This window comes from Bradyrhizobium retamae, from assembly GCF_001440415.1.
GTDB classification, from domain to species: Bacteria; Pseudomonadota; Alphaproteobacteria; order Rhizobiales; family Xanthobacteraceae; genus Bradyrhizobium; species Bradyrhizobium retamae.
In genome coordinates, this window is record NZ_LLYA01000159.1 from 202,934 (window position 1) to 222,359 (window position 19,426).

General features: G+C 64.2%; 14 protein-coding genes and 1 pseudogene. 10 read left to right on the forward strand and 5 right to left on the reverse strand.

Annotated elements, in window-relative coordinates:
* The first annotated feature begins 176 nt into the window (after positions 1–176).
* Entirely contained in the window at positions 177–1,178 is a 1,002-nt protein-coding gene (locus CQ13_RS21090; RefSeq protein WP_057844749.1) for a 2-hydroxyacid dehydrogenase, read from the forward strand.
* Positions 1,179–1,223: 45 nt separating this feature from the next.
* Here the strand turns inward: CQ13_RS21090 and CQ13_RS21095 are convergent.
* Positions 1,224–2,145, reverse strand: a pseudogene (locus tag CQ13_RS21095) (LysR family transcriptional regulator).
* Between the two features lie 117 nt (positions 2,146–2,262).
* On the opposite strand from CQ13_RS21095, the gene CQ13_RS21100 reads away from it, so the two are divergent.
* Entirely contained in the window at positions 2,263–3,264 is a 1,002-nt protein-coding gene (locus tag CQ13_RS21100; RefSeq protein ID WP_057844750.1) for an aldo/keto reductase, read from the forward strand.
* A gap of 50 nt (positions 3,265–3,314) precedes the next feature.
* On the opposite strand, the gene CQ13_RS21105 is transcribed toward CQ13_RS21100, so the two are convergent.
* Positions 3,315–4,118: a HesA/MoeB/ThiF family protein gene (locus CQ13_RS21105; RefSeq protein ID WP_057844751.1), complete on the reverse strand. Its 804-nt coding sequence runs from the start codon at positions 4,116–4,118 to the stop codon at positions 3,315–3,317.
* Between the two features lie 163 nt (positions 4,119–4,281).
* On the opposite strand from CQ13_RS21105, the gene CQ13_RS21110 reads away from it, so the two are divergent.
* Positions 4,282–5,661 carry a serine protease gene (locus CQ13_RS21110; protein WP_057844752.1) on the forward strand — a complete coding sequence of 460 codons (1,380 nt, stop codon included), beginning with the start codon at positions 4,282–4,284 and terminating at the stop codon, positions 5,659–5,661.
* 90 nt (positions 5,662–5,751) lie between these two features.
* Here the strand turns inward: CQ13_RS21110 and CQ13_RS21115 are convergent, their stop codons facing one another.
* Entirely contained in the window at positions 5,752–7,854 is a 2,103-nt protein-coding gene (locus CQ13_RS21115; RefSeq protein ID WP_057844753.1) for a HAMP domain-containing methyl-accepting chemotaxis protein, read from the reverse strand.
* 569 nt (positions 7,855–8,423) lie between these two features.
* Here CQ13_RS21115 and CQ13_RS21120 point away from each other — a divergent pair.
* Complete coding sequence (locus tag CQ13_RS21120) at positions 8,424–9,191, forward strand: ParA family protein (protein ID WP_057844754.1); 768 nt, start codon at positions 8,424–8,426, stop codon at positions 9,189–9,191.
* 85 nt (positions 9,192–9,276) lie between these two features.
* Here CQ13_RS21120 and CQ13_RS21125 read toward each other — a convergent pair whose 3' ends face one another.
* On the reverse strand, positions 9,277–9,834 hold the full coding sequence (locus CQ13_RS21125) for a GNAT family N-acetyltransferase (RefSeq protein ID WP_057844755.1): 558 nt from the start codon (positions 9,832–9,834) through the stop codon (positions 9,277–9,279).
* Complete coding sequence (mutM, locus tag CQ13_RS21130) at positions 9,831–10,712, reverse strand: bifunctional DNA-formamidopyrimidine glycosylase/DNA-(apurinic or apyrimidinic site) lyase (protein WP_057844872.1); 882 nt, start codon at positions 10,710–10,712, stop codon at positions 9,831–9,833. Before mutM ends, CQ13_RS21125 begins: the two co-directional genes overlap by 4 nt.
* Positions 10,713–10,791: 79 nt before the next feature.
* On the opposite strand from mutM, the gene ubiE reads away from it, so the two are divergent.
* From ubiE to tsaE, 6 genes are all read left to right on the forward strand, one after another.
* Positions 10,792–11,553, forward strand: coding sequence for a bifunctional demethylmenaquinone methyltransferase/2-methoxy-6-polyprenyl-1,4-benzoquinol methylase UbiE (gene ubiE, locus CQ13_RS21135; RefSeq protein WP_057844756.1), 762 nt, complete (start codon positions 10,792–10,794; stop codon positions 11,551–11,553).
* Complete coding sequence (gene ubiB / locus CQ13_RS21140; protein ID WP_057844757.1) at positions 11,550–13,124, forward strand: 2-polyprenylphenol 6-hydroxylase; 1,575 nt, start codon at positions 11,550–11,552, stop codon at positions 13,122–13,124. Before ubiE ends, ubiB begins: the two co-directional genes overlap by 4 nt.
* A gap of 57 nt (positions 13,125–13,181) precedes the next feature.
* Positions 13,182–14,618 (forward strand): bifunctional phosphopantothenoylcysteine decarboxylase/phosphopantothenate--cysteine ligase CoaBC, encoded by a 1,437-nt coding sequence (gene coaBC / locus CQ13_RS21145; protein WP_057844758.1) that lies wholly within the window; start codon positions 13,182–13,184, stop codon positions 14,616–14,618.
* Between the two features lie 5 nt (positions 14,619–14,623).
* The gene (gene dut, locus CQ13_RS21150) at positions 14,624–15,073 is read left to right on the forward strand and encodes a dUTP diphosphatase (protein WP_430649705.1); all 450 of its coding nucleotides are present in this window, start codon (positions 14,624–14,626) and stop codon (positions 15,071–15,073) included.
* 271 nt (positions 15,074–15,344) lie between these two features.
* A complete protein-coding gene (locus tag CQ13_RS21155; protein ID WP_057844760.1) occupies positions 15,345–17,864 on the forward strand; it encodes a PAS domain-containing sensor histidine kinase in 2,520 nt (839 codons plus the stop codon).
* Complete coding sequence (gene tsaE / locus CQ13_RS21160; protein WP_057844761.1) at positions 17,861–19,381, forward strand: tRNA (adenosine(37)-N6)-threonylcarbamoyltransferase complex ATPase subunit type 1 TsaE; 1,521 nt, start codon at positions 17,861–17,863, stop codon at positions 19,379–19,381. Before CQ13_RS21155 ends, tsaE begins: the two co-directional genes overlap by 4 nt.
* Positions 19,382–19,426 lie beyond the last annotated feature (45 nt).

Below are 19,426 nucleotides of genomic sequence, written 5' to 3' on the forward strand. Positions count from 1 at the left end.
AACCAGAACGCCCGGATTTTCTGCCGAAAATCCGAGGCAAGTATTGGGGAACCCAAGGGACTTAACCTCAGCAAACAGCCGGATACCGAGACCGCGTGGCCATCGCAGTGTCGAACAACCGGGTTAATGAGGTCTGAACGGCGCGCCTCTGCGCACCTCCCTCATGAGAGCAGGACATGTCGATCAAGAAAAAACCTCTCGTCGTCGTCACTCGCAAATTGCCGGACTCGATCGAGACCCGGATGCGCGAGCTGTTCGACGCGAGGTTGAATCTCGACGACACGCCGATGACGCCGCAGCAGATTGCCGAAGCCAGCCGCTCCGCCGACGTGCTGGTGCCGACCGTCACCGACATGATCAGTGAGGAGATGCTCAAGCACCCTGACTGCAAGCTGCGCATGATCGCCAATTTCGGCAACGGCGTCGACAATATCGACGTCACGGCGGCACATGCGCGCGGCATCACGGTGACCAACACGCCGAAAGTCCTGACCGAAGACACTGCCGACATGACCATGGCGCTGATTCTCGCCGTGCCGCGGCGACTGATCGAAGGCGCAACCATCCTCCCCGACGGCAAGAACTGGCCCGGCTGGTCGCCGACCTGGATGCTCGGCCATCGCATCGGCGGCAAGCGCCTTGGTATCATCGGCATGGGCCGCATCGGCCAGGCGGTGGCTCGCCGCGCGCGCGCCTTCGGCCTGCAGATCCACTATCACAACCGCCGCCCGGTGGCGCCTGTTATCGCCGAGGAACTCGGCGCGACCTATTGGGAAAGCCTCGACCAGATGCTGGCGCGGATGGACATCATCTCGGTGAACTGTCCGCATACGCCGGCAACCTATCACCTGTTGTCGGCCAGGCGGCTCAAGCTGATCCGCAAAGACGCCTACATCGTCAACACCGCGCGCGGCGGCGTGATCGACGAGGACACGCTGATCAAGCTGCTCGAAGCCGGTGACATCGGAGGCGCCGGCCTCGACGTCTACGAGCATGAGCCCGCGGTCAATCCGAAACTGGTTCGGCTGGCGAAAGCCGGCAAGGTGACGCTGCTGCCGCATATGGGCTCGGCCACCATCGAAGGCCGCGTCGAGATGGGCGAGAAGGTGATCATCAACATCCGGACCTTCCTCGACAACCACAAACCGCCGGATCGCGTGCTGCCCAGTATGCTGTGAGGCGGTCGGATTGGCCCTGCGCTACCCTCCCCCTGGAGGTAACAGCTACGGCGTCTTGCTTTTCCGCCGCTCCCGCTTCCGCCATTCCGCGACGAAAGCCACGAACGCGGCAAGCGCCGGCGGCGGCTGGCGACGGCTCGGATAATACAGAAACGGTCCCGGAAAACGGGGGGCACCAGTCGTCGAGCACGCTGACCAGCGCGCCCGACTTGATGCCGTACCGAACATAACCTTCGAACGTCAGCCAGAAGCCCACCCCGTCATGGACGGCGCGCAACGCCAGCCCCAGATGGGTCGCGACCAGCTTGGCCGGCGGTGAAACCTTTACGAGACGGCCCGCTTTCTCAAACTCCCAATCCAGCATCGCGCCGCTGCCGAAACGGGTGCGGATACAGGCATGGTCGAGCAGATCCTTCGGCACTTCCGGGCGACCATGCTGAGCAACATATTCCTTCGACGCCACCACTGCGTAACGCTGCGGCGCCCCGAGCGAGACCGCGATCATGTCCTGCGCCAAATGTTCGCCATAGCGCACGCCGGCGTCGAACCCGCCGGCGACGATATCGACAAACGAACTCTCGCCGACGATCTCCAGCTCGATCTTGGGATGCTTCTCGAGAAACGGCGCGACCATCGGCGCCATCACCAGGTCGATTGCCGGCGGCGGCGCATTGATGCGCAGACGCCCCGACGGCACGGCCCGCAGGCCGCGCACCTGATCGAGCGCCGCGCCGACATCCGATAGCGCCGGGCCGACACGCCCCAGCAACAACTCGCCGGCTTCGGTGAGGGCTACGCTGCGCGTGGTGCGATTCATCAGGCGCACGCCGAGCCGCTCCTCCATGTCGCGCAGCCGCTGGCTGAGACTTGAGACGGAGACGCCTTGCTCGATCGCGGCACGGCGGAAATTCCGCGTGCGCGCCACGGCAACAAAAACGTCGAGGTCGCGGAGGTCGATATTCTTCATTGTTCGGTATAGTGAACAAGCTGTTTGAAATTGTCCACCTTACCGGTTCAGTCGAGAAGGTTCATATCAGCCTCGTCAACACGGCGCCGATCCGGCGCCACTACGAGGAGAACCACCATGGAAAGACGCAAACTCGGCTCTACCGGCCCAACCGTTTCTGCCATCGGCCTCGGCTGCATGGGCATGTCAGACTTCTACGGCCCGGCCGACCGCAGCGAGAGCATCGCCACCATCCACGCCGCGCTCGATGCCGGCATCACCCTGCTCGACACCGGCGATTTCTACGGCATGGGTCACAATGAAATGCTGATCGGCGAAGCGCTCGCTGCGCGCGGCCGAGACAACGTCCAGATCAGCGTCAAGTTTGGCGCGCTGCGCGATCCCGCAAAGAACTGGTCCGGCTATGACAGCCGCCCGGCGGCGATCAAGAATTTCCTCGCTTATTCGCTGCAGCGGCTGCGCGTCGATACCGTCGACATCTATCGGCCGGCGCGGCTCGACCCGGACGTGCCGATCGAGGAGACGGTCGGTGCGATGGCCGACATGGTGAAGGCCGGCTGGATCAGGCATATCGGCCTGTCGGAAGTAGACGCGGAGACCATCCGGCGCGCCCATGCGGTGCACCCGATCAGCGACCTGCAGATCGAATACTCGCTGATCTCGCGCGGCATCGAGAACGACATCCTGCCGACCTGCCGCGAACTCGGCATCGGCATCACGGCCTATGGCGTGCTGTCGCGCGGGCTGATCAGCGGACACTGGACGGCCGATCGCGGGACCAAGGATTTTCGTGCCATGAGCCCGCGTTTCCAGGGAAGCAATCTCGACGCCAATCTGGCGCTGGTGGATTCATTGCGTGCGATTGCAAGCGAGCTCGGCGCCTCGACCGCACAGGTAGCGATTGCATGGGTCGCGGCGCAGGGCAACGACATCGTGCCGCTGGTCGGCGCCCGCCGCCGTGACCGTCTCGCTGAGGCCCTCGGCGCGCTCGATGTGAAACTGACGGAGGCTCACTTGTCTGCGCTGGTCGAGGCGTTTCCGCCCGGCGTGGCGGCCGGGGCGCGCTATCCGGAGTCGCAGCTTGCGCATATGGACAGCGAGAAGCGCGTCGGAACGTGAGTCGGGGTATATCCAAGGCTGGTGTATGCGGCGCCACCCCACCCCGCCCGCTACGCCGCGTGCCCGCTCAAATCAGTGATCGTGGGCGCATCACCGTTGAGCGGGTTTTGCGGATCGCGTGCGTAGCGCAATGTTTCAAACCGCATCGCGCGTGCATCGACCATCACCAGTCGGCCAACTAGGCTCTCGCCGAAGCCGACGATCTCGCGGATCGCTTCCAGCGCCATCATCGAGCCGAGCATGCCCGCCAGCGCGCCCATGACGCCGGCCTCGGCGCAGGCCGGTATGGTGCCGGGCGGCGGCGGTTCGGGAAACAGGCAGCGATAGGTCGGATTGAAGTGGCCGTCGCCGTCCCGTTCATGCGCCCGGATCGTGGTCAGCGATCCGTCGAACATCCCGAGCGCCGCCGTAATCAGCGGCTTGCCGGCAAAGAAGCAGGCATCGGACACCAGATAGCGGGTCTCGAAATTGTCGGAGCCGTCGAGCACGAGATCATAGTCGTCGATCAGCGACATCACGTTCCCAGCATCGAGACGCACCCCATGCGCCTCGAAACGAACATGGGGATTGAGCGCGTGAACGGTCTCCGCGGCGCTGTCGACCTTGGGCCGCCCGATGTCCGGCGTGGTGTGGATGATCTGCCGCTGCAGATTGGACAGCGAGACCACGTCGTCATCGACAGCGCCGAGCCTGCCGACACCGGCCGCCGCCAGGTACATCAGGACGGGTGCGCCGAGGCCGCCAGCGCCGATCACCAGCACGGATGCCGCTTTCAGGGCGGCCTGCCCGGGACCGCCGACTTCGCGCAGCACGATATGGCGGGCGTAGCGTTCGAGTTCGTCGGCGCTCAGCATGGTGGTGTGCTGTCCTTCCTTCGCTGGCAAACCTCGCTTCGCGGCTCCTCAGGGTGAGGGGATAATCCCCCTGAACCGTGGCGCGGTTGTTGCCGACTAAGCAGATGTGCTTAATTGGCCGGGCGTCAATGATCGCACTCTCGTTATTCTGCCGGGATTTGTCATGAGATTGGTGCTTTCAGCAACATTGATGATCGCAGCCTCGGCTTTTGTGATCTCCGGGGCCGCCGCGCAGGCGCAAATGACGCCGCCTTCCACGGCGGGCGCCAAGCCGAAGCAAGTCACAACGGTGCCGGTCCGTCCCGCGCTGCAGAAGCCGGAAGACACGGCGAAGGCGTTAGGCCAGGCCGAGCGGCTGGCGTTGCAGTCGGACCTCGCCTGGGTCGGGCAATATAACGGCGCGATCACCGGTGACGTCAGCGAGCGCATGGTTAATGCGATCAAGGAATTCCAGAAGTCGCGCGGGGCTAAATCAACTGGCGTGCTCAATCCGCAGGAGCGCGGCCTCCTCGCCGATACTGCCAGGAAAAAGCAGGAGAACGTCGGCTGGAAAATCGTCTTCGATCCCGGCACCGGCGCGCGACTCGGCATTCCCACCAAGCTGGTGCCGCAGCAGGCCAGCGACGCCAACGGCGCCAAATGGACGTCACCATCCGGCACGATCCAGATCCAGCTTTCGCGGCGCAAAGAAGCCAATCCGACCACGGCAAAACTCGCCGAGCGAGAGAAGAAAGAGCCGGGCCGCAACATCGATTACACCGTGGTCAAGCCGGATTTCTTCGTGCTGTCCGGCCTGCAGGGCCTGAAGAAGTTTTATCTGCGCGGCACCTTCAAGGGCGACGAGGTCCGCATCCTCACCATCATGTACGACCAGGCCACCGAGAACACCGTCGAGCCCGTGGTGATCGCGATGTCGAGCGCGTTCAACGCATTTCCGGCAGCCGCGCAGACGGCGGGGCCTCCCCCGCGCAAGAGCGTGGAATACGGCACCGGTGTCGTCGTCGGCGACGATGGCGCGATTCTGGCCGACCGCCAGATCACCGACGGCTGCCTCACGGTCGCTATCGCAGGGTTCGGCAATGCCGATCGTGTCGCCGAGGACAAGAAGCACGATCTGGCGCTCTTGCGCATCTATGGCGCGCGCGGGCTGAAGGCGCTCAATCTCGCCAATGCCGCCACCAAACCGGTGCTCGACCTCACCGGCATTGCCGATCCGCAGAACCAGGGCGGCGGCGCGGCGGTGACCACCACCAAGGCCACGGTGGCCCAGCTAGGCGGCAGCAGCGATATCGCGCTGACGCCGGCGCCGGCGTTTGGCTTCTCCGGCGCGCCCGCGCAGGACGGCGACGGCAAATTCGCCGGCGTCGCGCTGTTGAAGCCGGTTCAAGTGGCGGGACCCAGCAATGGCGTGCCGGCAGCGCAAGCGATGCTGGTGACCGCCGAAACGGTGCGCGACTTCCTCAAGGCCAACGGCGTCAACGCAGCTGGCGGATCGACGGACGCCAAGCCGTCGGTGGTCCGCGTGATCTGCGTCAGGAAATAGTGCTCGCTCGTGTCCCGGACGCGGTGCATCGTCCGGACGATGCTGCGCGTCGCGAGGAGCGCGCTGCGCTGCGTCCGGGGCACCGGAACGTCAAGCAGCCTTGATGTTGCTGAGAAAGGCTTCAACCTCGCCGCGCATCGTCTCGGACTGCTTCGACAATTCGCTCGACGCCTGCAGCACCTGATGGGCGGCGGCGCCGGTATCGCCGGCGGCCTGCTGAACTCCGACGACGTTTGCCGATATTTCACCGGTGCCGAGTGCCGCCTGCTGCACGTTGCGAGCGATTTCCTGCGTGGCCGAGCCCTGCTCCTCGACGGCGCTGGCGATTGCGGACGCGATCTCGTTCATTTCGTTGATCGTGGACGTGATCCCTCGGATCGCGGTCACCGCCTCGCTCGATGAATTCTGGATCGCGGTGATCTGCGCGCCGATCTGTTCGGTTGCCTTGGCGGTCTGCTCGGCCAAGCTCTTGACTTCGGACGCCACCACGGCAAACCCGCGGCCCGCCTCGCCGGCACGCGCGGCCTCGATCGTGGCATTGAGCGCGAGCAGGTTGGTCTGCGAAGCAATGTCGTTGATGAGTTTGATGACATCGCCGATGCTGGCGGCGCCGTCATACAGGCCCTGTACCGTGGTGTTGGTGCGATCGGCCTCCTCGACCGCCTTCTGGGCGATCGCGGCGGATTGCGCCACCTGCCGGCCGATCTCTGTGACCGAGCTCGCCAGTTCTTCGGATGCGGCCGCGACGGTCTGCACGTTGGTGGAAGCCTCTTCGGTGGCGGCTGCGACCGCTGTCGCCTGGTTCGAAGTCTCCTCCGCCGTCGCCGTCATCGATGATGCCGTCGCCTGCAGCTCGGTCGAGGCCGAGGCTACCGACCGCAGCACGGTCGATATGCTGGAATCGAACGCCTGGGTGAGTTCGTTCACCCGAGCCGCCCGCGCAATACGCGTCTTGATCGCCTCGGCCTCCTTGTCGGCAAGCTCCTTGGCCTTGATCATGTTCTCCTTGAAGATCAGGACCGCCCGCGCCATCAGGCCAATCTCGTCCTTCTTGTCGGTCGCGGGAATGACGACCGAGTGGTCGCCGCCGGCGAGCTGACCCATGGCGCCAACCATCTTGAGGATCGGCGGCACGATCGAGCGATTGGTGAGATAGACGACCGTCGCCGCGACGCCGATGCCGACACCCAGCAAAACCCAGAGCAGCGTCATCAGGAAGTTGGTTTCGGCCAGCATCGCATCGCCGTCCCGTTTCAGATTATTCTGCTGCCGCGAGACCATTCCGCCCGCGCGCGAGCCGGTCGCGTCTTTGGGGCCGGCAAAGATGTCGAGCAGCTTGTTGGCGCGCGGCGCGGCTTCGTTGGTCAAGAACCACTGCGCCATGTTCCAACGGTCGGAAGCGCGGATTTCGAACATTTTCTGTGGCAGCGGCGAGAATTTGGCGCGGGCTGCCACCAGCGCGTCGAAGGCGCTCTGCTGGGCGGCCGTCATTTCTGCGCGGCGCTTTGCGAGCGCCTCGAACTTTTTCTGGTTGAGCGCCCAAAGCTCCTCGAACTCGGTCTTGAAGGCCTTGTCCGCGGTCAGAAGATAGGCGCGGATTGCGCCGATTGCGGATGCCATGCTACCGCGCATGTCGGCAAAGTCGATCAGCAGGCTCTTGCGCGCGTCGGTCGAGCCAATGCCGCCCTCCTCGTCGATGATCGAGGTCGCCTTTTGCAGCATGAGCTTGGCCAGCGGCGCGGCTTCGGTAGCGAGGATCTTGGCCGCCGGCTGCTCGTCGATGGTGTGGGCGATTGCTTCTGCCTTTTCCTGCGCGCTGCGTAGCTCTTCAAGCAGCGGCTTGGCCTGCTTCCAGTCCGCCTTGTTTTGCTCGGACGTCCATTGGGTTGAGATATCGTCCATCCTGGCGCCGTAGCGCTGCATTTCCCTCCAGAGAGTCGCGCGCTCGGCCTTGAACGTATCCTCGCCGGTGATCAGCCAACCGCGCAGCGAGGCGAGCGAAGCGTACACGCCGGCCACTACATCGCTTGCGGTCATCGCCGTCGGCACACGAAGATTCACGGTGCGACTGGTGGATTCGTTCACCGCGCTAACCTTGACGATGGTGGTACCGACCACGACGGCCAGCAACGCGCAGAGCACGCTGAAGCCTAAAATCAAGCGGCCCCGGATATTCAGATTCAGGAATGCCATGGCGAGATCCCCCGATGCGAGTTGGCACATAATCGGCAGCTCGTCACCGTGGGCGCTAACCATGAACAATGGACCAACGCCGCGGCCGTACTAGTACGCAATCGCGCTGCAGCAAGCGCGCGATTCCCCCGCAAAAGAACGGAGTTATGACCGCAATGTAGAACAAGGAGCTGCGAACGCGGCCGACGAGCGCTGCGCTTCAACCATGCGAGTCCTAACCTCACGCCAGCGCGTGCTAACCCGCCGGCGATGCCGACGGGTGTGCCGTCCGCACGCCAGCAGGCTGCATGACGTGGGCAAGCGGCGTGGTGGCTGACATCGGCCAGCCGGATATAGGCCATGCCGCCGCCGATGATCGGGCGCCGATGTGCCGCACGGCAGTATTTGCCCGGATGACCACACTTCCATAATCGGGCATCATTGCTAGCTGACTGATTCGGACTACCGCGATCCCCTGACCTTTGGATCGGGCTGGGCACGTCTGAACGAGCGCGTAACTCGGCGTCGCAGAATGCGACGCGGCTCGTGTGCCGTAACCAAAAGCCTGAAAGCCATCCAAAGGATCTGAAATGCAGACGATCGTATTGGCCACCCAGAAGGGTGGCTCCGGCAAAAGCACGCTCGCCATCAGCCTTGCGCTTGCCGCCATCCGGGCCGGGCACAATGTCCGCCTGATCGAGACGGACTCACAGGGCACCCTTTCGAACTGGAAGCGCCGCCGCCCTTATGCCGCGCCGGTCGTCGAGCCGGTCTACGCCGCCAGGGAGGTCGAACAACGCCTGCAATCGCTCGACCGCGAGGGCGTGACGGTAGCGATCGTGGATACCGCCGGCGGCGTCAGCGCCGCGACCAATTCAGCGATTCGTTATGCGGATTTCTGCCTGATCCCGACGCGCCCCAGCATCGCGGACATTGAGGCGACCGCCCCGACGCTCAGCGTCGTCAGGGCCTGGCACAAGCCGTTCGCCTATGTCCTGAACCAGACGCCGATCCGGGGCACGCGCCTTGCCAGCGCGGAGCACGCGCTGAGCGACGAGGCAGCGCTCGACATCGGCGATATCCTTGCCAAACCCTTCATCGTGATGCGCAACGATCATCAGGATGCGCTCAGCGCCGGACTTGCGGTCTGCGAATACGCGCCGTGCGGCAAATCTGCCGAGGAAATCCGCGCTCTCTGGCAGTGGATCGAAGTGCGGCTCGGCAATATGGCAACGGCCGGCGACGAACCGCTCATCGAGGAGTTGGTGGAAACGCCTGCGATACTTCCGGCAATGGCTGCGCTGCCGGTCATCGCGAACGACAGCGCTCGCATCCTGAGAGCGCCGGCTCGAGCCTGACATTCCCGCTTCGCGCAGCGTCATTGCGCGAGGCGAAGACGAACGCAATCCAGCCAACCAGCCCCGCTGGACTGCTTCGCTCCGCCTACCTGTTCCGGCGCAGCCACTGTTCCCGCGTCACACGCCATCGTTCCGCCAGCGTCTGACCGTTGTGATGGGCAAGCTCGATGTAGCCGACCAATTCGGCGCCGGTCTTTTGCTTGACCCGGCGCGATGCCTCATTGGTTACGGCGTTACAGACGTAGAAAGCCTCGAGGCCCAGTACGCCGAAGACGAAATTGTTCACCTCCGCAACGGCTTCGCTCATCAGCCCTTGATTCCAATAGCGCTCCGCGAGCCAGAAGCCTCGGTTGCCCTTTGTATTGTCCGACCTCGGGCGAAAGCGAATATTCCCGATCGCCTCGCCATCACCGCCGCGCAGCACCAGCATCCAATTATAGATCTCTTCCCCCGCGGCGACCCTCTCCAACTCCCTCGTGATGAAAGTCGTCGCGCCGTCCTCCGGATATGGCCAGGGGACAACCGATGCGAGATGCTGAATGATATTCCAGTTGTTGAAATGACGTTGGATCGCCGGCGCATCGGATAGCGCCAGCGGCCGCAAGATCAGTCGCTTCGTTTCGAGCGTCGGCGTGATGGTCATTTCTGACATTTCGGACACCAGAAGGTTGAACGGCCGTTCTGTACAAAGCGTCGCACGACACCGCCGCAGCCTTTAGTTTGGCACTTCTCGCCCTCGCGATCATAGACCTGGAACGAGTGCTGGAAATAGCCGAGTTCGCCCGAGGTCAGCCGATGATCGTTGATCGAGGAGCCTCCGGCTTTGATCGCCTGATTCAGCACCGAATGAATTGCATTCACCAGCCGCCCGGCGTGATCGGTCGGCTCGCCCTTCTTGGTTGCCAGCGTCGCCGCTAACCGGCGCGGCGAGAGGTGTGAGCGGTACAGCGCCTCGCAGACGTAAATATTGCCGAGGCCGGCAACCACGCGCTGGTCGAGCAGCGCGGCCTTCAGGCTGGTCTTCTTGTTGAAGCAGGACCGCGCCAACATCGCGGCGTCGAATTCGTTGCCGAGCGGCTCCGGACCGAGACCCTTCAATAGCGGTTCATCCTCCAGCACGTTGCGGGCAATAATCTTCATGTAACCGAAGCGGCGCGGATCGTTGAACACGACGGATCTGCCCGACGACATGTGAAACACCACGTGATCATGCGCGCGGTCCTCGCTGCGCGGATGGTGGAATTGGCCGGGCGTACTGCCAGTGCCGCCATCGAGCACCCGGAACGAGCCGGACATGCCCAGATGCATCAACAGCACGTCGCCGGAGGTCAGGTCCGCCATCAGGTATTTGGCGCGGCGGCCGAGACCGGTCACCGTCTGGCCCTCCAGCCGAGCGATAAAGTCTTTTTGAAAGGGAAACCGCAAATCCTTGCGCCGGGCTTCCGCTTTGAGGATTTTCGACCCCTCCATGGCGGGTTGCAGGCCGCGGCGGACGGTCTCAACTTCGGGCAATTCAGGCATCCAGGCATTCACCTTATGGAGGTGACGTGATAGCGCCAATGCGACGGGCGCGCTATGGTCCGGTAGTGGAGTACATCTAATGGATCGGCCGGATCAAACCACCCATTTTGGCTTCAGGGACGTGCCCTTAGGGGACAAGCAGACGCTGGTGAACGACGTGTTTCACAGCGTGGCAAGGCGCTATGACCTGATGAACGACCTGATGTCGGCGGGCCTGCACCGGGTCTGGAAAGACATCATGATCACGGCGCTCAACCCGCCGAAAAGTGATGCGCCGTTTGCGCTGCTTGATGTCGCCGGCGGCACCGGCGACATCGCGTTCCGCGCGGCCAAGGCCGCAGGCTTTGGCTTCCGCGCCACCGTCTGCGACATCAATACGGATATGCTCGAGGTCGGCCACAACCGCGCGCTGGCGCAGCATCTCGACCATCAGGTGTCTTTCGTCGAAGGCAATGCGGAGACGCTGGCTTTCCCGGATCGTTCGTTCGACGCCTACACCATCGCCTTCGGTATTCGCAACGTACCGCGGATCGATGCGGCGCTGCGCGAGGCCTATCGCGTGCTGCGGCCGGGCAGCCGATTCCTCTGTCTGGAATTCTCCACCGTCGACGTTCCCGGACTGGACTGGCTGTACGACCAGTTCTCGTTCAGGGTGATCCCGCCGCTCGGCCGCGCCGTGACCGGCGATGCCGAATCCTATCAGTACCTCGTTGAATCGATCCGGAAATTCCCCCGGCCCAATGTATTTGCCGACATGATTCGCGGCGCCGGCTTTGCGCGGGTGAAGTGGGAAAGCCTTTCCGGCGGGATCGTGGCGCTGCATTCGGGCTGGCGCTTGTGATTTCTGCGGCGACCCACATCGCGCGGCTTGTCCGCGCCGCTTACGTGTTCGCGCGCGAGGGTGTGTTCGGCGTCGTCGATCCGAGCCTGGTGCCGGCGCCCGGGCAGCTCGCGCTGCGACTGGCGCGATTGATCGAACGGCCCGGTGCCAAATCCGGCCCGCGGCTATCCCGCGCACTGACGCGGCTGGGACCGGCCTACCTCAAGCTCGGGCAGTTTCTGGCGACCCGCCCCGACGTGGTCGGGGTTGCGATGGCGCGCGACCTGGAAAGCCTGCAGGACCGGCTGCCGCCGTTTTCGCAAAGTGAAGCGGAAGCGGTGATCGCGCTGTCGCTGGAACGCCCTCTGGCGAAGGCCTTTGTCAGCCTCGGCCCGCCGGTTGCCGCCGCGTCCATCGCGCAGGTGCACCGCGCTGAGATCGAGCGCGGCGGCGTGCGCCAGCCGGTTGCCGTAAAGGTGCTCCGGCCCAACGTCGCCTCGCGCTTTCGCCGCGACCTCTCCGACTTCTTCTTTGTCGCGCACAACGCGGAAGCGCATTCGGCCGAAGCGCGGCGGCTGCGGCTGATCGAGGTCATCAACACGATGTCGCGCTCGGTCGCGATGGAGATGGACCTGCGGCTTGAGGCTGCCGCCTTGTCCGAGATGGCGGAGAATACCCGCGACGATCCGGATTTCCGCGTGCCGGCCGTCGACTGGGACCGCACCACTCACAACGTGCTGACGATGGAGTGGATCGACGGCATCGCACTGAGCGACCACGCGCGCCTCGCAGCATCGCAGGTCGATTTGCCCGACCTCGGGCGCAAGGTGATCCAGAGTTTCCTGCGCCACGCGCTGCGCGACGGCTTCTTTCATGCCGATATGCATCCCGGCAATCTGTTTCTCGACAACGCCGGCCGGCTGGTGGCGGTCGATTTCGGCATCATGGGCCGGCTCGGCGTGAAGGAGCGGCGCTTCCTCGCCGAAATTCTCTTGGGCTTCATCACGCGCGACTACCGCCGCGTCGCGGAAGTCCATTTCGAGGCCGGCTACGTGCCGGGGCATCATTCGGTGGAGAATTTCGCGCAAGCCATCCGCGCCATCGGCGAGCCGATCCACAACCGCACCGCCGAAGAAATCTCGATGGCGAAGCTGTTGACCCTGCTGCTCGAGGTCACCGGCCTGTTCGACATGCAGACCCGGCCCGAACTGATCCTGCTGCAGAAGACCATGGTGGTGGTCGAAGGCGTCGCGCGCGGCTTCGACCCCAAGCTCGATATCTGGAAAGTGGCCGATCCCGTGGTGCGCGAATGGATCGAGCGCAATCTCGGCCCGCTCGGGCGGGTTCAGGGCGCCATGACCGGCGCCGGCGAACTCGGCCGCGTCATGACGGGCCTGCCGGCGATCGCTTCGCGGGCAGTTGCCGTGATCGAGAACATGGAAAAGATGTCCCGCGAGGGCCTGACATTGTCCCCGGAGACCATTGCTGCCCTCGGCAGGGCCGAAGGCCGCAAGAGCCGCTGGCGCACGGTGGCGCTCTGGATCATTGCAGCGACCTTTATAGGGGTTCTGTTTGCAGTGCTGCAGTTGTGATTGCAATGCTAGCATGGCGTGCTAGCATTGACTGCACAATTTTGCCGGAGGCTCCCTATGGCCAGCCTGACCATCCGAAAACTCGATGAAGCCGTTAAAGTCTACCTGCGGCTCCGGTCGGCCGGAAACGGTCGCTCCGTTGAAGAGGAAGTCCGGGTCATCTTGGGAGAACTCGTCCAAGGGCGCTCCGAACTATCAGGCGCCACACCACTCTCCGCAGTGGCCCACGCGGAGGCAGCGCCGTCGGTCAGCGCTTCCAGCGAACGGAGTGTCACCCTGATCATCGGCGGCGGCATCGCCGCTTTCAAGTCGCTGGAGCTGATCCGGCGGCTGAAGGAGCGACACATTCACATCCGCTGCGTGCTGACCAAGGCCGCCCAGCAATTCGTCACGCCACTTTCGGCCAGCGCGCTGTCGCATGAGCGCGTCTATACGGACCTGTTCAATCCCGAGAGCGAATTCGACGCCGGCCATATCCGGCTGGCGCGCGAATGCGATCTGATCATCGTGGCGCCGGCGACCGCCGACCTGATGGCTAAGATGGCGCACGGCCATGCCGACGATCTCGCTACCGCCATCCTGCTGGCGGCCAACCGGCCGATCCTGCTGGCGCCTGCGATGAACCCCCTGATGTGGAACAACGCCGCCACCCGCCGCAACGTGCTGCAGCTTCGCCGCGACGGCATTCACATGATCGGCCCCAACGCCGGGGAAATGGCTGAGTCCAATGAGGCCGGCATCGGGCGGATGTCGGAGGCGGTCGAGATTGCCGCTGCCGCCGTCGACATCCTGCGCCCGCCGCGACCGCGTCCGCTCGCGGGCAAGCGCGTGCTGATCACGGCAGGGCCGACACATGAGGCGATCGATCCCGTGCGCTATATCGCCAACCGCTCCTCCGGGAAGCAGGGTTTTGCCATCGCCGCCGCGGCACAGGCCGCGGGCGCGGACGTCACGCTGGTGTCCGGCCCGGTCGACTTGCGCGATCCCCCCGGCGTCACGGTGATCCGGGTCGAATCGGCGCGTGACATGCTGCATCGGGTGGAAGCCGCCTTGCCGGCGGACATCGCGATCTTCGCCGCCGCCGTTGCCGACTGGCGCGTTGCCAATGAAGGCGAGCAGAAACTGAAAAAGACGTCCGCCGGCATGCCGCAGCTCGCGTTGGTGGAAAATCCCGACATTCTGGCGACGATCTCGAAATTGAAGGAGAATCGTCCGCCGCTGGTGATCGGCTTTGCCGCCGAAACCGAACATCTGATCGACAACGCAAAAGCCAAGATCGCGCGCAAGGGCTGCGACTGGATCGTCGCCAATGACGTTTCGCCTGCCACCGGCGTGATGGGCGGCGACCGCAACACCGTTCACCTGCTGACGCGCGACGGCGAGAAGATCAACGTCGACAGCACTAAAGTGGAGTCTTGGCCGGTGATGACCAAGGAACAGGTCGCAGCCGAACTGGTGGCGAAGATTGCACAGACCATGGAGAAGAATTCGTGAGCGTGATGGTGAAGGTCGACGTCTGCCAATTGCCGCATGGCGAAGGCCTCGCCCTGCCGGCCTATCAGAGCGCCGATGCCGCCGGGCTCGACCTGCTCGCGGCCGTGCCGGCGGATACGCCGCTGATTCTCTCGCCCGGAAAATTCGCGATGGTGCCGACCGCGCTCACGATCGCGCTGCCTTCCGGATATGAGGCGCAGGTGCGGCCGCGCTCCGGGCTTGCCGCCAAACACGGCGTCACGGTGCTGAACTCGCCCGGCACGGTGGATGCCGATTACCGCGGCGAGATCAACGTGCTCCTGATCAACCACGGCGATATGCCCTTCCCAATCAAGCGCGGGGAGCGCATCGCGCAGATGGTGATCGCGCCTGTGGTGCAAGCGGAACTGGTTCCCGTCACTTCGCTGACGGCAACCGGCCGTGGCAGTGGCGGTTTTGGCTCGACCGGCCGCTGAATCGTTCCGTTTTGAACGGTTCGGAACGCTGCCGCCTTGATTTTTTCACAGGCCGTTTTGCGTTCACGGTCTGGACTCTTACCGGTCGACTTCCGAAGGGGCTACTCTCGACCCGATTCGTGTAGAGCGCGACCAGCAAAAGTGGGGTCCGGTTTTGTGTCCGGGCGCGCTCAATCCTTAGTCGGCGCATAATCTCAACGCAAACCGCTCACATTTTGGCGGATTATGCGCTGGGGGTGGTGCCTGCAGTCATGCGTTCTTGGGGCAAATAATGTCGGGCGTAGTCGCTGCGATGCGTCGAACCCTGCTGTCGTGCACCTCACTGGCGCGCCACGGCGTGATTGCGCTCGCCACCGCTCTCTCCGCACTGCCGGAGCCCGCGTTGGCCAACGAATTGACCATCACGCAGGCGATTTCCGCCTTGTTCGACCTCAATCACCAGGAATTCGCGGTGCTGACGACGGCGCTATCGCTGCTCGGCTTTACCGTGGTGGCCGCAATCCTGCTGATGCGCACGCGCATTCGGGCCACCCGGATCGAACTCGACCTCCGCTCCGACATCGCCGATCTGCAGGTGCAAGCCGACCGGCTGCGCGCGCTGTTGTTCGCCGAGCCCCAGATCCTGATCGCCTGGGCCGCGGGGGACAACCGGCCCCAGATCAGCGGCGACACTTCGCTTCTGATCTCGCAGGACGCACTGTCGAATTCGCCGCAACGCGTTCTTGCCTTTGGAACCTGGCTGCCGCCGGAACCGGCGCTGCGGATGGACCGTGCGGTCGACGCGCTGCGCGAGGCCGGCGAAGGCTTTCTGCTCAACCTCTCCACCTCGAACGGCCGCTCCATCGAAGCGATGGGCCGCGCCATTGGGGGGCAAGCCATTGTGCGGATTCGCGAACTTGGCGGCTTGCGCCGTGAACTCGCCGAAGCCAATCTCCGCTACAGGACGCTTTTGGAGGAGACCGAATTGTTGCGCGACTTCGCAGCCGCGGCGCCCTGGCCGATCTGGGCCAAGAGCGCCGAGGGCAATCTGCGTTACGCGAACACCGCCTATGTGCGGGCCACCGAAGGCGCAAGCGTCGCGGACACGATCTACCGCAACCTCGAGCTGCTGGAGAACGACCAGCGTTCCGAGATGGGTCGGGTGCTGAACTACAATTCCACCTACGCCGCGCGGCTGCCGATCGTGGTCGGCGGCGAGCGACGCACCTATGACGTTCAGGCGCTCAAGCTCGGCGGCGGCAGCGCCGGCATCGCCATCGACGCCAGCGAGGCGACCCAGTTGCGCGACGCCATGGAGCGGATGGCGGAAGCCCATCGCCGCACCCTCGACCAGTTGTCGTCGGGGGTCGCCGTATTCGATGGCCAGCGGCGGCTTGCCTTCTACAACGAATCCTACCGGCGGCTGTGGGGGCTCGATCAAGCCTTCCTCGATTCCAACCCCGACGATTCAAGCGTGCTCGACCGGCTGCGCGCGGCGCGCAAACTGCCCGAGCAACCGGATTTCCGCGCCTGGAAGGCCAAGCTCCACGAAGCCTACCGCGCCGTCGAGCCGGAGAACTACACCTGGTTTCTGCCCGACGGCCGCGCCGTCAGCGTCGTCACCACGCCAAATCTCGAAGGCGGCGTCACCTATCTGTTCGACAATGTCACCGAAAGCCTGGATCTCGCACGCCGCTACGACCGGCTGACCCGGGTCCAGCATGAAACGCTCGACAATCTGGCTGAAGCGGTCGCGGTGTTCGGCAGTAACGGCCGCGTGGAACTGTTCAATCCCGCTTTCCTGAAAATGTGGAAGCTCTCGGCGGAATCGCTCAAAGAGCAGCCCCATATCGAGACCGTGGAAGCGTGGTGCAAGCCGCTGTTCGACGATGCGTTGACCTGGCGGGCGCTGCGCGAGGCCATCACCGCGATCGAGAACCGGGCGCAGGTGGCGCAGAAACTCGAACGCAAGGACGGCAGCGTGCTGGATTGCATGACCATGCCGCTGCCCGACGGCGCGACCCTTCTGACATTCCAGGACATCAGCGACACCGAGAACGTCGAGCGCGCGCTGCGCGAGCGCAACGAGGCGCTGGAAGCCGCCGACCAGATGAAGGTGGATTTCGTCCACCACGTGTCCTACGAGCTGCGCGCACCGCTGACCACCATCATCGGCTTCGCACATTTCCTCAGCGATCCCTCGACCGGCCCGCTGACGCCAAAGCAGGCCGAGTATCTCGACTACGTCACCAAGTCGACCAACGCGCTGCTCGCGCTCACCAACAACATCCTCGATCTCGCCACCATCGATGCCGGCGCCATGAAGCTCGAGCTCGGCCCGGTCAATATTGAAAAAGCCATTCAGGCCGCCGCCGAAGGCATCCAGGACCGGCTGGCGACCGACCGCATCGAGCTCAAGGTCGATATCGATCCCGAGATCGGCAACTTCACCGGCGACGAGCGGCGCGTGGTGCAAGTGCTCTATAACCTGCTCGCCAACGCGGTGGGGTTCTCGCCGCACGATGCCGCGGTCACGATCAGCGCGCGGCGAACCGAGCATCGCGTGATCTTCACCGTCTCCGATTCCGGCCCCGGCATTCCCGCCGAGGTGAAGGACAAGGTATTCGACTGGTTCGAGAGCCACTCCCACGGCTCGCGCCACCGTGGCGCCGGCCTCGGCCTGTCACTGGTACGCTCGTTCGTCGAACTGCATGGCGGCAAGGTGCGCGTCGACTCGGTCGTCGGCAGAGGCACGACCGTCACCTGCGATTTCCCGATCGACCAGAACGCCCACCGAAACGCTGCCGAATGACTGCGCCTGCGACATTTACAGTGGCGTTGGCGAACGAGGCGGCAACGGCGCATCTGATGGCCGACGTTGCGCTGCTGGTCGGCCCCGGCGACGTCATCACGCTCTCGGGCGATCTCGGCGCGGGAAAGACCGCGGCGGCGCGCGCCATGATCCGCTATCTCGCCGACGATCCCGCGCTCGAAGTGCCGAGCCCGACATTCACGCTGGCCCAGAGCTACGAACTGCCGTTTCCGATTGTCCACGCCGATCTCTACCGCATCAACGATTCGAGCGAGCTGGAGGAAATCGGCTTGTCGCCGCTGCCGGAGGGCACGCTGGCGCTGATCGAGTGGCCGGAGCGCGCATCCGACGCACTGCCCGAAGATCGCATCGACATCGCCTTCAGCCATCGTCCCGCGCTCGGATCGAGCGCGCGTGCCGCCGAAATCACCGGCTATGGCAAGGCGGCGGCGCAGGTGGCGCGACTAAGCAGCTTGCGCAAATTTCTCACGGAGGCGGGCTTCCTGGATGCAGCGCGCGAGCGCATGCCCGGCGACGCCTCGACGCGCTCCTATGCGCGCCTGATCGGCGACGACGGCACATCCATCCTGATGAATTCGCCGCGCCGTCCGGATGGACCGGCGATCTATGCCGGAAAATCTTACAGCGCGGCCGTTCATCTCGCCGAGGATGTCAAGCCGTTCGTCGCCATCGACAATGGCCTGCGCGCGCACGGCTTCTCGGCGCCCGCGATCCGCCACGCCGATCTCGATTCCGGTTTTCTGATCACCGAGGATTTCGGCAGTGCCGGCATCGTCGAGGGCGACCCGCCGCGGCCGATCGCCGAGCGCTATGAGGCAGCAACCGACATGCTCGCGGCATTACACCGCGAAACCCTGCCCGAAACCGCGCCGCTCGGGCCGCAGGGCTCCTACGAAATTCCGCTCTACGATATCGATGCATGGCTGGTCGAGATCGGGCTGATGCTCGAATGGTATCTGCCGGTTCGCGGCGCTGAAGTCAGTCCGCAACAACGCGACGAATTCGTCGCGATGTGGCGAACGCTGTTGGAAAAGCCGGCGGCTGCACCGCGAACCTGGGTGCTGCGTGATTTTCATTCGCCCAACATCATCTGGCTCGACGACCGCACCGGGATTTTGCGTGTCGGCGTCATCGACTTCCAGGACGCGGCATTGGGCCCTGCCGCCTACGACTTGGTATCCCTGCTGCAGGACGCGCGGATCGACGTCCCCGAACCGCTCGAGTTGTCGCTCTTGACGCGCTACATCAAGGCGCGCCGCGCGGCAGATGGCCAGTTCGATCCGGCCAGCTTTGCCGAGCTCTATGCCATCATGTCGGCGCAGCGCAATACGCGCCTGCTCGGTACCTTCGCCCGGCTCAACGGGCGCGACGGCAAACCGCAATATCTGCGCCACCAGCCCCGCATCTGGACCTATCTGAACCGCTCGCTGGCGCATCCCGCGCTGGCGGCGTTTCGCGAATGGTATGCCGCCAACGTGCCACCGCCGCTGTCCTGATTTACCTCCTGTTAGCCACCCCGCATTTAATCTGGAACCGGCACG